Annotated in this window: 13 protein-coding genes and 1 pseudogene; 9 read left to right on the top strand and 5 right to left on the bottom strand. The window is 61.5% G+C overall.

What is annotated here, in order from left to right; genetic code table 11:
- The first annotated feature begins 66 nt into the window (after window positions 1-66).
- From ACZ89E_RS03080 to ACZ89E_RS03070, 3 genes are read left to right on the top strand one after another with little or no spacing between them, the layout of a single operon-like run.
- On the top strand, window positions 67-1671 hold the full coding sequence (locus ACZ89E_RS03080; protein ID WP_149661940.1) for a carboxyl transferase domain-containing protein: 1605 nt from the start codon (window positions 67-69) through the stop codon (window positions 1669-1671).
- A gap of 13 nt (window positions 1672-1684) precedes the next feature.
- Window positions 1685-2497 carry a gamma-carboxygeranoyl-CoA hydratase gene (locus ACZ89E_RS03075; protein ID WP_476254811.1) on the top strand — a complete coding sequence of 271 codons (813 nt, stop codon included), beginning with the start codon at window positions 1685-1687 and terminating at the stop codon, window positions 2495-2497.
- The gene (locus ACZ89E_RS03070; RefSeq protein ID WP_476254810.1) at window positions 2497-4446 is read left to right on the top strand and encodes an acetyl/propionyl/methylcrotonyl-CoA carboxylase subunit alpha; all 1950 of its coding nucleotides are present in this window, start codon (window positions 2497-2499) and stop codon (window positions 4444-4446) included. Before ACZ89E_RS03075 ends, ACZ89E_RS03070 begins: the two co-directional genes overlap by 1 nt.
- Before the next feature lie 39 nt (window positions 4447-4485).
- On the opposite strand, the gene ACZ89E_RS03065 is transcribed toward ACZ89E_RS03070, so the two are convergent.
- Window positions 4486-5136, bottom strand: coding sequence for a LexA family protein (locus ACZ89E_RS03065; protein ID WP_476254809.1), 651 nt, complete (start codon window positions 5134-5136; stop codon window positions 4486-4488).
- A 132-nt stretch (window positions 5137-5268) separates the two neighbouring features.
- Between ACZ89E_RS03065 and ACZ89E_RS03060 the strand changes: the two genes are divergently transcribed.
- Both ACZ89E_RS03060 and ACZ89E_RS03055 read left to right on the top strand, forming a co-directional pair.
- Complete coding sequence (locus tag ACZ89E_RS03060; RefSeq protein WP_149661944.1) at window positions 5269-5610, top strand: DUF6124 family protein; 342 nt, start codon at window positions 5269-5271, stop codon at window positions 5608-5610.
- A gap of 482 nt (window positions 5611-6092) precedes the next feature.
- The gene (locus ACZ89E_RS03055; RefSeq protein WP_476254808.1) at window positions 6093-7244 is read left to right on the top strand and encodes a M14 family metallopeptidase; all 1152 of its coding nucleotides are present in this window, start codon (window positions 6093-6095) and stop codon (window positions 7242-7244) included.
- Window positions 7245-7290: 46 nt separating this feature from the next.
- Here the strand turns inward: ACZ89E_RS03055 and ACZ89E_RS03050 are convergent, their stop codons facing one another.
- On the bottom strand, window positions 7291-7737 hold the full coding sequence (locus tag ACZ89E_RS03050; RefSeq protein ID WP_149661946.1) for a winged helix-turn-helix transcriptional regulator: 447 nt from the start codon (window positions 7735-7737) through the stop codon (window positions 7291-7293).
- Window positions 7738-7832: 95 nt separating this feature from the next.
- Here ACZ89E_RS03050 and ACZ89E_RS03045 point away from each other — a divergent pair, with 95 nt between their 5' ends.
- Window positions 7833-9059 carry an MFS transporter gene (locus ACZ89E_RS03045; RefSeq protein ID WP_463257920.1) on the top strand — a complete coding sequence of 409 codons (1227 nt, stop codon included), beginning with the start codon at window positions 7833-7835 and terminating at the stop codon, window positions 9057-9059.
- A gap of 108 nt (window positions 9060-9167) precedes the next feature.
- Here ACZ89E_RS03045 and ACZ89E_RS03040 read toward each other — a convergent pair whose 3' ends face one another.
- Together ACZ89E_RS03040 and ACZ89E_RS03035 are read right to left on the bottom strand one after the other, a co-directional pair.
- Entirely contained in the window at window positions 9168-9713 is a 546-nt protein-coding gene (locus ACZ89E_RS03040; RefSeq protein ID WP_463257921.1) for a cytochrome b, read from the bottom strand.
- Window positions 9710-10795 (bottom strand): catalase family peroxidase, encoded by a 1086-nt coding sequence (locus ACZ89E_RS03035; RefSeq protein WP_476254807.1) that lies wholly within the window; start codon window positions 10793-10795, stop codon window positions 9710-9712. Before ACZ89E_RS03035 ends, ACZ89E_RS03040 begins: the two co-directional genes overlap by 4 nt.
- 312 nt (window positions 10796-11107) lie before the next feature.
- Between ACZ89E_RS03035 and ACZ89E_RS03030 the strand changes: the two genes are divergently transcribed.
- The 3 genes and pseudogenes from ACZ89E_RS03030 to ACZ89E_RS03020 all read left to right on the top strand — a co-directional run.
- On the top strand, window positions 11108-11614 hold the full coding sequence (locus ACZ89E_RS03030) for a sigma-70 family RNA polymerase sigma factor (protein WP_123410032.1): 507 nt from the start codon (window positions 11108-11110) through the stop codon (window positions 11612-11614).
- A complete protein-coding gene (locus ACZ89E_RS03025; RefSeq protein ID WP_476254806.1) occupies window positions 11611-12363 on the top strand; it encodes an anti-sigma factor family protein in 753 nt (250 codons plus the stop codon). The genes ACZ89E_RS03030 and ACZ89E_RS03025 overlap by 4 nt, the downstream gene beginning before the upstream one ends.
- A gap of 119 nt (window positions 12364-12482) precedes the next feature.
- A pseudogene (locus tag ACZ89E_RS03020) lies at window positions 12483-12575 on the top strand (anti-sigma factor); the annotation flags it as partial.
- Window positions 12576-12693: 118 nt separating this feature from the next.
- On the opposite strand, the gene ACZ89E_RS03015 reads toward ACZ89E_RS03020, so the two are convergent.
- Window positions 12694-13530 (bottom strand): IclR family transcriptional regulator, encoded by an 837-nt coding sequence (locus ACZ89E_RS03015; RefSeq protein WP_149661952.1) that lies wholly within the window; start codon window positions 13528-13530, stop codon window positions 12694-12696.
- Window positions 13531-13637: the final 107 nt, after the last annotated feature.

The following is a 13637-nucleotide window of genomic DNA, read 5'->3' as shown; positions in this document are numbered from 1 at the left end:
GAACCGCACTCTTGCTTCAACTTGTAGCTTGTAGCTTGCAACTCGAAGCTGCTACGGAGTAGCCCCATGATCCTGCATACCCAGCTCAACCCCCGTTCGGCGGAGTTCGCCGCCAACAGCGCGGCGATGCTCACTCAAGTCGACGCCCTGCACACCCTGCTCGCCCAAGTGCAGCAAGGTGGCGGCCCGAAGGCGCAAGAACGCCACACCTCGCGAGGCAAATTGCTGCCCCGTGAGCGGATCAACCGCCTGCTCGATCCGGGCTCGCCGTTCCTGGAAATCAGCCAACTCGCGGCCTACGGCGTGTACGGCGAAGACGTGCCGGCGGCGGGCGTGATTGCCGGGATCGGCCGGGTCGAAGGCGTCGAATGCATGATCGTTGCCAACGACGCCACGGTGAAAGGCGGCTCGTATTACCCGCTGACCGTGAAAAAACACCTGCGCGCCCAGACCATCGCCCAGCAAAACCGCTTGCCGTGCATCTATCTGGTGGACTCCGGCGGCGCCAACCTGCCGCGTCAGGATGAAGTGTTCCCGGACCGCGAGCACTTCGGGCGGATCTTCTTCAACCAGGCGAACATGAGCGCGATGGGTATTCCGCAGATTGCCGTGGTCATGGGTTCATGCACCGCTGGCGGCGCGTATGTGCCGGCGATGGCTGACGAAGCGATCATGGTGCGCAACCAGGCGACGATTTTCCTCGCCGGCCCGCCGCTGGTGAAAGCCGCGACCGGCGAAGTGGTCAGCGCCGAAGACCTGGGGGGGGCCGATGTGCACTGCAAGGTGTCCGGGGTGGCCGACCATTACGCCGAGAGCGATGAACACGCCTTGGCCATTGCCCGACGCAGCATCGCCAACCTCAACTGGCGCAAGCTCGGCGAGTTGCAACAACGTGCGCCGATCGCGCCGCTGTACGGCAGCGATGAGTTGTATGGCGTGGTCTCGGCGGACGCCAAGCAGCCGTTCGACGTGCGCGAAGTGATTGCGCGATTGGTCGACGGTTCGGTGTTCGATGAATTCAAAGCATTGTTCGGGACCACATTGGTCTGCGGCTTTGCTCACCTGCACGGCTACCCGATCGCGATCCTCGCCAACAACGGCATCCTGTTCGCCGAAGCCGCGCAGAAAGGCGCGCACTTTATCGAACTGGCCTGCCAGCGCGGCATTCCATTGCTGTTCCTGCAGAACATCACAGGGTTCATGGTCGGCCAGAAATACGAGGCCGGCGGCATCGCCAAGCACGGCGCGAAACTGGTGACCGCCGTGGCGTGCGCCAAGGTGCCGAAATTCACCGTGATCATCGGCGGCAGCTTCGGCGCCGGTAACTACGGCATGTGCGGGCGGGCCTACGATCCGCGCTTCCTGTGGATGTGGCCGAATGCGCGGATCGGCGTGATGGGCGCCGAACAGGCGGCTGGCGTGCTGGTGCAGGTCAAGCGCGAGCAGGCTGAGCGCAGTGGCCAGGCTTTCAGCGCCGAGCAGGAAGCCGAGATCAAGCAACCGATCCTCGACCAATACGAAGAGCAGGGTCACCCCTACTACTCCAGCGCACGGCTGTGGGACGACGGCGTCATCGACCCGGCACAGACCCGAGATGTACTGGCGCTGGCCTTGTCCGCGTCGCTGAACGCGCCAATCGAACCGAGCCGCTTCGGCGTGTTCCGGATGTGATCGGGAGAACATCATGACCGACTTCAACACCCTCGAACTGCTGACCGACCCACGGGGTTTCGCGACCCTGTGGCTCAGCCGTGAAGCCAAGAACAACGCGTTCAACGCCCAAATGATCCGCGAATTGATCCTCGCCCTGGACAAAGTCGCGGGCGATGCCAGCCTGCGATTCCTGCTGGTGCGTGGCCGCGGCAATCATTTCAGCGCTGGCGCCGACCTGGCCTGGATGCAGCAATCGGCCGAACTCGATTACCACACCAACCTCGACGACGCCCGGGAACTGGCGGAGTTGATGTACAACCTGGCCAAGCTGAAAATCCCGACCCTGGCCGTGGTGCAAGGCGCGGCCTATGGCGGCGCACTGGGCCTGATCAGTTGCTGCGACATGGCCATCGGTGCCGATGACGCGCAATTCTGCCTGTCGGAAGTGCGCATCGGCCTGGCGCCCGCGGTGATCAGTCCGTTCGTGGTGCAAGCCATCGGCGAACGCGCGGCGCGGCGTTATGCCCTGACCGCTGAGCGATTCGGCGGGCAACGGGCGCGGGAAATCGGCTTGTTGTCGGAGAGTTATCCGGTGGCCGAGCTGGAGCAGAAGGTCGAACAATGGATCGACAACCTGCTGCTCAACAGCCCGGCGGCGATGCGTGTCAGCAAGGACTTGCTGCGCGAAGTCGGCCACGGCGCGCTGACCCCGGCGCTGCGCCGCTACACCGAAAACGCCATCGCGCGGATTCGGGTCAGCCCTGAAGGCCAGGAAGGCCTGCGCGCCTTTCTGCAAAAACGTCCGCCGAACTGGCAAGCCGAAACCACCAAGGAGCCCCGTTGATGAGCGCACCTGTCCTCACCACCCTGCTGGTGGCCAACCGCGGCGAGATTGCCTGCCGCGTGATGCGCACCGCCAAGGCCCTGGGCCTGACCACCGTCGCCGTGCACAGCGCCACCGACCGTGACGCCCGCCACAGCCGCGAAGCGGATATACGCGTGGATTTGGGCGGCAGCAAAGCCGCCGATAGCTACCTGAAAATCGACAAAATCATCGCCGCCGCCCAGGCCAGTGGCGCCCAGGCGATCCATCCGGGCTACGGTTTCCTCTCGGAAAACGCCGGGTTCGCCCGCGCCATCGAAGCCGCCGGCCTGATCTTTCTGGGCCCGCCCGCCTCGGCCATCGACGCCATGGGCAGCAAATCCGCAGCCAAAGCCTTGATGGAAACCGCCGGCGTGCCGCTGGTGCCGGGTTATCACGGCGAAGCCCAGGACCTCGACACTTTCCGCGATGCCTGCGAACGCATCGGTTATCCGGTGTTGCTCAAAGCCACGGCCGGTGGCGGCGGTAAAGGCATGAAAGTGGTCGAGGACGTCAGCCAACTGGCCGAAGCCCTGGCCTCGGCCCAGCGTGAAGCGCAGTCGTCGTTCGGCGATTCGCGGATGCTGGTGGAAAAGTACCTGCTCAAGCCGCGCCACGTGGAAATCCAGGTGTTTGCCGATCAGCACGGCAACTGCCTGTATTTGAATGAACGGGATTGCTCAATCCAGCGCCGGCACCAGAAAGTCGTCGAAGAAGCGCCGGCCCCAGGCCTGAGCGCGGAACTGCGGCGCGCCATGGGCGAAGCGGCGGTGCGTTCGGCCCAGGCGATTGGCTATGTCGGTGCCGGTACCGTGGAGTTTCTGCTGGATTCGCGCGGCGAGTTCTTCTTTATGGAGATGAACACGCGCCTGCAAGTTGAGCACCCGGTCACCGAAGCCATCACTGGCCTGGACCTGGTGGCCTGGCAGATTCGTGTGGCGCGCGGTGAAGCGTTGCCGATGACCCAGGATCAGGTGCCGCTGATCGGCCATGCGATTGAAGTGCGGCTGTATGCCGAAGACCCCGGCAATGATTTTCTGCCGGCGACCGGGCGGCTGGATTTGTATCGCGAATCGGCCGAAGGGCCGGGGCGTCGGGTGGACAGCGGTGTCGAGGAAGGTGATGAGATCTCGCCGTTCTATGACCCGATGCTCGGCAAGCTGATTGCCTGGGGCGAGGACCGTGAACAGGCACGTTTGCGGTTGTTGAGCATGCTCGATGAGTTCGCCATCGGCGGGCTCAAGACCAACATCAACTTTCTGCGGCGTATCGTCGGCCATCCGGCGTTTGCGGCGGCGGAGCTGGATACCGGGTTCATTCCCCGTTATCAGGAGCAACTGCTGCCAGCGCCTGCCGACCTCAGTGATGAGTTCTGGCAAGCGGCGGCCCAAGCGTTTGCGCAGGGCCAACCGTCGGTGTTGCGGGCCGATGACCCGAGTTCGCCGTGGGCGATCAACAGTGGCTTGCGTGCCGGGCTGCCGAAAGAAATCACCCTGCATTTGAGTTGCGAAGGCCAGGATCGCGCCTTGACCTTGGGCGATGTGAGCACCGCGCAACTCAAAGGTGAACACCTGCTGACCGAGCACAACGGCGTGCGCCGCCAGCATCGGGCGATCCGCCGTGGCGACGTTTTGTATCTGCAGTGGGAAGGAGAATTGCGCCGGGTCGAGACTTACGACCCGATTGCTGCTGTCGAATCCAGTCACAGCCACCAGGGCGGCCTGACTGCGCCCATGAATGGCAGCATCGTGCGCGTATTGGTGGAGGCCGGGCAGACGGTCGAAGCCGGGGCGCAACTGGTGGTGCTGGAAGCGATGAAGATGGAACACAGCATTCGTGCACCCCATGCCGGGGTGATCAAGGCACTGTATTGCCAGGAAGGCGAGATGGTCAGCGAAGGCAGTGCGTTGGTGGAGTTAGAAGAAGCGTGAAATGACGATCGGTCCTACGCGTTGCGAGGACCGATCTGATTAGAATTTGGCGGATGCCTGAACCACTACGCCGATAATTCGGCACTCGTCGGTGAACAGGGCCTTCGGATAGGTCGGATTGAGCGGGACCAGGTAACGCTGCCCACCCTCTTCGATCAGCTTGCGAAAGGTCGCCTCGGCGCTGTCCGGCCACTGGGCGATCACCAGTTTTCCGGGTTCCGGCACGATGGCCGGGTCCACGAGGATCATCATGCCCTCGGCAATGCTGATGCCGGTGGGGGCGGTCATCGCGTCGCCCACCACGCTCAGCCAGAAGGCCGGGCCTTGGGCGTGATAGTCGGTCAGCTCGTAGCGTTCGTCCTTGCGATACACCGTCACCTCACCGTCGCGCAGCTGCGCCGGTTCCTTCCAGTCACTGACCGGGTAGCGGAAGTAGGGGTTGTACTTGAGCGCAAGCGGCATCTCCTCCTCTTCCAGAATGAGCCGTTCGCGGATCACCAGCGCCACTTCGAGAAAGTCCATGCCCAGCGCCTTCAACACGCGGTTCATGTTGACGATGCCAGGATCGCGGCGTTTGTTCAGCCAGTGGCCGACGCCGCCCTGGGACATCCCGAGGCGATCTGCGAGTTCGTCTTGAGTGACGCTGAGTTCACTCATTTTGGCCTTGACCAATTCAATCCATTTATCCATGTGCGGCACGATACGTGGACGCCTCCGGCCATCAAAACACAAATTGTAGTATTTAAATTCTGGTCACAAATACAGTTAGTACTAGGATGTGTTCACGGATCTGAATCACTCACACGGAGTTCACCCAGTACCATGACCAACCCCAGCCACGACGTGCCAGACATGCAGTTCGACACCACCTTCACCTCGCCAAAAGGCTGTGCCGCCGCGCAGCGGGCGCTGGACTATTACTTGAAACCAACTGTTTCAGAAGTGGAAATCCCGGCGCGCTTTTTCGACGTCAACCGCAACATCAGCAGTGAAGAAGCGTTGGTTCATGCCTCCGACCTGCTGCGCTGTGCCGCCGCTACCGCCCAGGAAGCCGCCGACAACCAGCAAGGCGCAAAACGGGCGCTGGCGTTTTCGGTGGTGCACATGATTGATATGGCGCAGGCGATGGTCGATCGATCCCTGGATGGCGATCAGAACGAATGAAACGAACGTGTTTTCGAGGAGGACAGGAAAGAATTTTCCTATCGCGCAAATAAAATCATTTGACTTGCAAACGAGAATGATTATTATTGCACGCAGCTGGTCGCGAGATCAGTCGATGGACCAGAGGACCTTAGGTCGGTCTCCTGGACTATCTCCTCATCAGGCTAATCACGGTTTTTGACCCGGCTTTTTGCCGGGTCTTTTTTTTGCCAGTTATTCTGGCTTTGGCTTCAGGCTAATGAAGACTGTAGGTGCTGCTAATTCGATGGGCGGCATGATATCAAAAGAATATCTGCTGGCAAGAGAAGCCCGGCTACATTGGGCCAAACTAATCCAAATTAGCACTTGAGAATCAATCACACAGTCTCTAAGCTGCTTCCGCGTCAAGGAGGACGCCCCCCGCTTCACCCCGTAATTTCCCCCGATTCATCCCCGCCTTGCGTGTAAAGTAGCAGCCATAAAATCATAATCAGGAACCGACTATGACCGTGGCTAAATCCTCTTTCGACATCAGTGCCAATTTCGACAGCGGCAACATTGAAGTGCTGGACATCAGCAATCCGTTGCAAGCCTTGCTGGCGATCAAACCAGACACCCGCAGCCAGCATTTCCAGTGGTTCCACTTCAAGGCCAGCGGTCTGCATGTCGGTCAAGAGCATTGGTTTCGCCTGAACAACGCCAGCAAATCCTCGTACCACAAAGCCTGGGACGGTTATCAAGCCGTGGCGTCCTACGACCACGTCAACTGGTTCCGGGTGCCGACCATTTTCGAAGGCGACTGCCTGCGCTTCAGCCTCGAAGCCACCGCCACCCACGCCTGGTTTGCCTACTTCGAACCTTATAGCCGCGGTCGCCATGACTGGCTGATCGAGCAGGCGCTGACCAAGGCCGGCACAGAGTTGCTGGCCGCCGGTAAAAGCGCCGAGGGTCGCGACATTCAACTGCTGCGCAAAGGCACCGGGGCCGAAGGTCAGCGCAAAGTCTGGATCATCGCGCAACAGCATCCGGGCGAGCACATGGCCGAGTGGTTCATGGAAGGCGTGATCGAACGCCTGGAAAAACACGACGACCCTGTACTGAATAAACTCCTGGCCAGCGCCGACCTGTACCTGGTGCCGAACATGAACCCGGACGGCGCCTTCCACGGTCACTTGCGCACCAACGCCATGGGCCAAGACCTCAATCGTGCCTGGCAGAGCGCCAGCCCGGAAATCAGCCCGGAAGTCTTTTTCGTACAGCAGCAGATGGAAAAGTACGGCGTCGATTTGTTCCTCGACATTCACGGCGACGAAGAAATCCCCTACGTGTTCACCGCCGGTTGCGAAGGCAACCCAGGCTATACGCCGCGACTCGAGAAGCTCGAAACCGACTTCCGCGATCACTTGAAACACCTGACCAAAGACTTCCAGACCAAGCATGGCTACACCCGCGACTTGCCGGGCAAAGCCAACATGACGTTGGCCTGCAACAGCGTTGGCCAGAAGTTTGACTGCCTGGCGCTGACCCTGGAAATGCCGTTCAAGGACAACAACGACGCGCCGAATGCGCTGACGGGTTGGTCAGGCAAGCGCTCCAAGCAGTTGGGTAAAGACGTTTTGACGACCATTGCGGAGATGGTTGATACCCTGCGCTAAGACCAAAAGATCGCAGCCTTCGGCAGCTCCTGCGAAGGCGCGATCTTTATTCGGCCGCCACCCGCACACAATCCTCCGGCCCGAGCAATCGCCCGTCCTCGGCGCGCAATTCCAATGGCCGCACCGGCCGCCCCTGTTCACGATCCACCACCCGTGAATGCGCCTCCCCCGCCTCAAAGAAAAACGCCTCGCCCCATTGCCGCAAACCGATGATCAACGGAAACAGGCCTTTGCCCTTCTGCGTCAGCACGTATTCCTGATACGCGCTGCCATCCGACGCCGGCACCAAATCAAAAATCCCGTGGGCCACCAACGTGCGCAGGCGCGCCGAGAGGATGTTCTTGGCCATGCCCAGATTGCGCTGGAACTCGCCAAACCGGCGAATACCGTCAAACGCATCGCGCACGATCAGCAACGACCACCAATCGCCGATGGCATCCAGTGAGCGGGCGACCGGACATTCGGCGCCTTCCATGCTTGTACGTTTGACCATGATTGCGCTCGCTGCCAACAAATGTGGTTGCAATATAAAACCAGCCTCTCTACCGTACAAGTGGTTTTATTTTGAAACCACATAAGGAGTCTGGCATGAAGCCTAACCAACCCTTGAACAGCGGCGTGGTGCTGCTGTTCGCTGTCGCTTGCGGCCTGGCCGTCGGCAACGTGTATTACGCCCAACCGCTGCTCGATGCCATGGCCGAGGCTTTCTCCATGAACCCGGCAACCGTCGGCATCGTCGTCACCCTGACTCAAGTCGGTTACGGCGTGGGCCTGTTGCTGCTGGTACCGCTGGGGGATCTGCTCAATCGGCGGCGTCTGATCGTCATGCAAACACTGTTGTCGGCGCTGGCGTTGCTGATGATCGCGCTGGCGCAGAACAGCGTTTGGCTGCTGATCGGCATGGCGTTGACCGGTTTGCTCGCGGTAGTGACGCAGGTGTTGGTGGCGTACGCAGCAACCCTGGCGATTCCCGCCCAGCGCGGACGCGTGGTGGGCGTGGTCACTAGCGGCATCGTTGTCGGCATTTTGCTCGCGCGCACCGTGGCGGGCGGCATGGCCGATCTGGCCGGCTGGCGCTCGATTTATCTGCTGTCGGCGGGGTTGACCTTATTGATGGCGCTGCTGTTGTTTCGCGTCCTGCCCAAACAGGAAAACGCACAAACCAGCCAGTCTTACAGCGCGCTGATCGGCTCGGTCTTCACTTTGTTCAAGGAAGAACCGGTGCTGCGTCAACGGGCGATCCTCGCCCTGCTGACCTTCGCCAGCGCCATGGTGTTGTGGACGCCGATGGTGTTGCCGCTCAGCGCCCCGCCGTTGTCGTTGTCCCACACACAAATCGGATTATTCGGACTGGCCGGCGCGGCGGGTGCACTCGCGGCGGCTCGCGCGGGTCATCTGGCTGATCGTGGCTTGGGGCAATGGACCAGCGGCCTTTCGCTGTTGCTGATGCTCGCGTCGTGGCTGCCGATCGCCTTCACCCAATCCTCATTGTGGGCGCTCCTACTTGGTGTGATTACTCTGGATCTGGGCTTGCAAGCGGTGCACGTCACCAGCCAGAGCATGATCTACAGCGTGCGCCCCGAAGCGCAAAGTCGACTGACGGCCGGGTACATGCTGTTTTATTCGATCGGCAGCGCGTTGGGCTCGATTGGCTCGACGGCGATGTATGCGTGGGGCGGATGGATGGGTGTGTGCTGTTTGGGTGCCGGAATCAATGCCGTGGCGCTGATCTATTGGTGGCGAACGCTGCCCGCCAAGACACCTCAATCCTGTGGCGAGGGAGCTTGCTCCCGCTCGACTGCGCAGCAGTCGTAACCCCATGCAACGCGGTGTTTCAGATACACCGCGCTGTCTGGTTTTGGGGCCGCTTCGCAGCCCAGCGGGAGCAAGCTCCCTCGCCACAATGGTTCAGCAAGAGGCCTTTCAGCTGCGATCCTTACCCCGCAACATGCTGTCCAACACATCATCGCGGCGCACCCAACCATGAAACAACGCCGCCGCCAGATGCAGCAGTACCGTCAAAAACAGCAGATATGCCAGATACCCATGGGCCTTGCGCAGCACCGCAAACACCTGAGCATTCGCCGGCACAATCGACGGCAATTGCAGTGAAGTGCTGAGCATCACCGGGTCCCCCGCCGCCGAAATCATCGCCCAGCCCAGCAGCGGCAAAATCAGCATCAAGGCGTACAGCAAGACATGGGACGCCTTGGCCGCCAGCACCTGCCAACCCGGCAGGTCCGCCGGCAGCGGTGGCTGTTGGGTAGAAAAGCGCACGGCCAGGCGCACGATCACCAGCAGCAGAATCGCAATGCCCAAGGGTTTGTGCAGGTGGATCAGCCATTCATGACGCTCGGACACCGAGGCCACCATGCCCGCGCCGATAAACAGCATCGCGATGACCATCAATGCCATCAGCCAGTGCAGCAGGCGCGCCAGCGGGACGAAATGCTTGGGTTGGGCGCTCATTGTTGAGCCTCCTGTTTGGCGGCGGGCAACTGATTCACTTCGCTGGTGCGACGCAGGTAGGAACTGGCGTATCCGGCGGAGCGCGCGGCGAGCAACGGGTCGTCGGAACCTTCGATCCCGGCCGGCAACACCAGCGGGTCGTAGTTGATGTCGCGGCACTCGCCGTTGAGTTGCGGCTGGGTTGCGTCGAGCACCAGGGTCCCGGCGTTGATCACTTTGCGGCCCTCGGGCCAGGTCTTGCTGGCGTCATTCACCGGATCACCAGGGTTGGCCAGGGTGATGTTCAACTTGAAGCGCAGCGGTCCTGCGGCAATTTTCTGCACCAGGTCTTTCTCCAGGAAATCGGCACCTTCAGGTGCCGTGGCACCCGCCGCGTCCTGGGCCACCGGGACCATGCTCCAGCGCACTGCCTGCTTCTGCCCGGACGCATTCACCAGGTAAAACGCGTTGATGCTGTTGTAGGTTTCCGTCACGTAACTGGCCGAAGGCTTGGCGGTCTTGATCCAGGCCAGGAACGGCCCGGCTTCCGGGTGCGAACCGAAGAACGCCGGCACCGCCGCAGGATTGGGCTTGCCCGTGGCCGGTTCCGGCGATTGCGCCTGCTGCAACTGATAGAACGCCTCGGGCGTGCCCACCGGGAACACCGGCATGCTGTTCATCCCGGTGCGCCACTGTTGGCCGTTGGCCTGGGTGAAACGCAGCGCCAGGCTGCGGATCGGCACGGCGGAGTCCGGCGCATAAGGATTACCGGCCGGCAGGGCGAAACGTCCGACCACCGGGGTCCGCGCGTCATTGAACACCTGGGCAGTGGAATAGCTGCGGGCCTCGCCGCTGCTCTCGAAGTGGCCGATCACGCACACGCCTTTGGAGTGATTACGCCGGAACCCCGGGTGCACGCCGTTGTTGGTTTCCAGCACGTTGATCAGTTTTTTCGGCGTCAGGCGTTGTGGGTCGAAGGTGCCGTTGACGTAGGCAAAAGCCCCGGCCACGGCCGCAACGATGACGGCGATACCGGCCAGGCGCGCGGTCAGGCTGGCGGTACTCAGCGGCGGCCGGTTGGGCGGTGTTGAGCGATCTACCATGAAAGACTCCAGGGCCATCGGCCACAAGTGAGAAGAACCAAGCAGACGCACCCCGCGCAGGTTTATTCCATCGGCCGGTATTTATTTTTTCGGGCGTGGAATAACCTCAGGTGCCGGGCGTCTTCCCGGAGTCAGGTCTCGCAAATACGTTCCTTTTGGCGAGTGGCTGTTGTTGCCAGACAAGGCGCCGCGACGAGTCATAGCCCGCTATGGCGAGGAGCGGCAACGCAGTATGGCGACAACAGACGCCGCCAAAAAGGAACGTATTTGTGAGACCTGACTCCCCCTAGCGTAGTGACTAGTCAGAAACTCATGAACGATATCGACGAACAGCTCAGAGAAATCATTCCCAGATTGCGCCGGTTTGCCGTGTCGTTGACGCGCAACCCCAGCAGCGCCGACGATCTGGTCCAGGCCAGCCTCGAGCGGGCGCTGTCGAGTTGGAGCGACAAACGCCCCGACGGCGATCTGCGGGCCTGGCTGTTTTCGATCCTCTATCGGCAGTTTCTCGACGCGCACCGGCGCTCCCGGCGTTATGCGCGGATGCTCGAATTCTTTACCGGACGTGACGATGCCCAGCCCTCGGCCGAGCGCACCGTGATTGCCCAAACCACCCTGCAAGCCTTCGACCAGCTCAACACTGAACAGCGCGCCCTGCTGCTGTGGGTGTCGGTGGAAGGCCTGACGTATAAAGAGGTCGCCGAGATTCTCGGCGTCCCGACTGGCACCGTGATGTCCCGCCTGTCCCGCGCCCGCCAGGCCTTGCGCGAACTCAGCGATGGCGAAATCAGCCGCCCTTCCCTGCGGAGACTCAAATGATCAGCATGCCCCCAAGCGAGCGTGACCTGCACGCCTACGTCGATCACCAACTCAACGAGGCCGACCGACGTCTGATGGAGACTTTTCTGGCCAGCAATGCAGAAGTTTCCGAACAGGTGCGGGCCTGGCAGCAAGACGCTCAACAACTGCGCGCGGCGTTAAGCGGCGCGTTGCAGCAACCGGCCAATCCGGACCTCGATCCCGTGGTGATTCGCCAGGGCCTCAAACGCCAATCCCGGCGCCATCTGGCCAGCGCTGCCGTATTGTTGATCGCGGTCAGCGTCGGCGGCATCAGTGGCTGGCAGGCGCGGGAAATGACCCTGCTCAGCACCCAGGCGCCGATGGCCGATGCGATGCAGGCCTACCGCTTGTTTGCCCAGCAAGGCATGTTGCCGGCGGACTACAAGGTCAGTGATGACGGCGACATGCAGCGCTGGCTCGACCGTTACTTCACCCAGGCTAACCGCTTGCCGGACCTGGCGGGGGCTGGTTTCAAACCGGTCAGCGGACGCTTGCTCAGCACCGAGCAAGGGCCGGCGGCGATGGTGGTTTATGAGGATGCGGTCGGGCACAAGATCAGCTTCTACGTCCGTCCGCCAGGCCCGAAAAACTACCTGCTGCCGCGAGGCAGTCGCAGCGATGGCGAGTTGCAGGCCGAGTACTGGTCGGGGGCCGGGTACAACTACGCAATGGTCAGCCCGAGCGACACGGCGGCGGCGCGGATGCTCAAGCAAACCGTGAACTTCTGACCCCGATCGTTCCCACGCTCCGCGTGGGAATGCAGCCCGGGACGCTCCGCGTCCCTTCCCGGCGCTGGAACGCGGAGCGTCCCTTGAGGCATTCCCACGCGGAGCGTGGGAACGATCAACAATACTGGTCAGGGGCCGGGTACAACTACGCAATGGTCAGCCCGAGCGACACAGCGGCGGCGCGGATGCTCAAGCAAACCGTGAACTTCTGACCCTGATCGTTCCCACGCTCCGCGTGGGAATGCAGCCCGGGACGCTCCGCGTCCCTTCCCGAAGCTGGAACGCGGAGCGTCCCTTGAGGCATTCCCACGCTCCGCGTGGGAACGATCATCAGGCCTGCCCAAACACTTGCGAGGGCCTGCGCAACAGTGGATCAAACGGATTAATCCTTGGCCCGATCAGCGCCGCCTCACGCTTCAACATCTCCACCACCGTCGGCAACCGATCCGGCCCCAACCGATCACTAACCGTCGCCACACTCAACGCCGCCACCGCCCGCCCGTCACGATCCAGAATCGGCACCGCCACCCCGGCCATGCCCTGCAACACCCCCGTGTTACGCCCGGCATACCCCAGCGCCCGCACGTTCTCGACCTCCGAGCGCAGGAACACTTCGTCATACAAATGGAAGTCCTTTAGCCGCGGCAGGTTGTAGTGAATCACCGTGTCCCGCTCTTCTTCCGGCAGAAACGCCAGGATCGCCAAACTCCCCTGCCCCACACCCAACGCCACCCGCCCGCCGATGTCGCCGGTAAAGGTACGAATCGGAAACGGCCCCTCACTGCGGTCCAGGCAGATCGCGTCAAAACCACTGCGCGCCAGCAGAAACAACGAATCCCCCAACGACGCCGACAGCCGCAGCAACGCCGGGCGCGCCAGTTCCCGCAGGTTGCCGGTGTTGCCGGCACGGGCCGCCAGGGCAAAGAAATCCAGGCTCAGGCGATAGCGTTTAGTGCGCGCATCCTGCTCGACCATGCCCTCGTCCATCAGGCTTCGCAGCAAACGATGCGTCGTCGGTTGCGACAAACCGATGCGCTGGGCCAGTTGCGTCACGCGCTCACCGCCCTCCACCGTATCGCCGAGGCTGCGCAGCACCGCAAACAGGCGTGAGACTGCACCGACACCGACTTCATTTTTTGTTTCATTCCGCTCAGTGGAATCAGGCATGAATTTTCTCGACAATAAATTTACTCACCGAATGAAACTGAAAATAGTCATCGCTTCAGTGAAATAGGCCATTGAGCGCATCCTATTCTTCGTCCTACTCTGCGTCC

The organism is Pseudomonas sp. TE3899 (assembly GCF_056279105.1).
This window is presented reverse-complemented; position numbering and strand designations above follow the sequence as displayed.

What these genes read in the sequence shown, in the direction of transcription:
- ACZ89E_RS03080 (WP_149661940.1), top strand. Translation starts at nt 67, where the DNA reads ATGATCCTGCATACCCAGCTCAACCCCCGTTCGGCGGAGTTCGCCGCC.
- ACZ89E_RS03075 (WP_476254811.1), top strand. Translation starts at nt 1,685, where the DNA reads ATGACCGACTTCAACACCCTCGAACTGCTGACCGACCCACGGGGTTTC.
- ACZ89E_RS03070 (WP_476254810.1), top strand. Translation starts at nt 2,497, where the DNA reads ATGAGCGCACCTGTCCTCACCACCCTGCTGGTGGCCAACCGCGGCGAG.
- ACZ89E_RS03065 (WP_476254809.1), bottom strand. Translation starts at nt 5,136, where the DNA reads ATGGATAAATGGATTGAATTGGTCAAGGCCAAAATGAGTGAACTCAGC.
- ACZ89E_RS03060 (WP_149661944.1), top strand. Translation starts at nt 5,269, where the DNA reads ATGACCAACCCCAGCCACGACGTGCCAGACATGCAGTTCGACACCACC.
- ACZ89E_RS03055 (WP_476254808.1), top strand. Translation starts at nt 6,093, where the DNA reads ATGACCGTGGCTAAATCCTCTTTCGACATCAGTGCCAATTTCGACAGC.
- ACZ89E_RS03050 (WP_149661946.1), bottom strand. Translation starts at nt 7,737, where the DNA reads ATGGTCAAACGTACAAGCATGGAAGGCGCCGAATGTCCGGTCGCCCGC.
- ACZ89E_RS03045 (WP_463257920.1), top strand. Translation starts at nt 7,833, where the DNA reads ATGAAGCCTAACCAACCCTTGAACAGCGGCGTGGTGCTGCTGTTCGCT.
- ACZ89E_RS03040 (WP_463257921.1), bottom strand. Translation starts at nt 9,713, where the DNA reads ATGAGCGCCCAACCCAAGCATTTCGTCCCGCTGGCGCGCCTGCTGCAC.
- ACZ89E_RS03035 (WP_476254807.1), bottom strand. Translation starts at nt 10,795, where the DNA reads ATGGTAGATCGCTCAACACCGCCCAACCGGCCGCCGCTGAGTACCGCC.
- ACZ89E_RS03030 (WP_123410032.1), top strand. Translation starts at nt 11,108, where the DNA reads ATGAACGATATCGACGAACAGCTCAGAGAAATCATTCCCAGATTGCGC.
- ACZ89E_RS03025 (WP_476254806.1), top strand. Translation starts at nt 11,611, where the DNA reads ATGATCAGCATGCCCCCAAGCGAGCGTGACCTGCACGCCTACGTCGAT.
- ACZ89E_RS03015 (WP_149661952.1), bottom strand. Translation starts at nt 13,530, where the DNA reads ATGCCTGATTCCACTGAGCGGAATGAAACAAAAAATGAAGTCGGTGTC.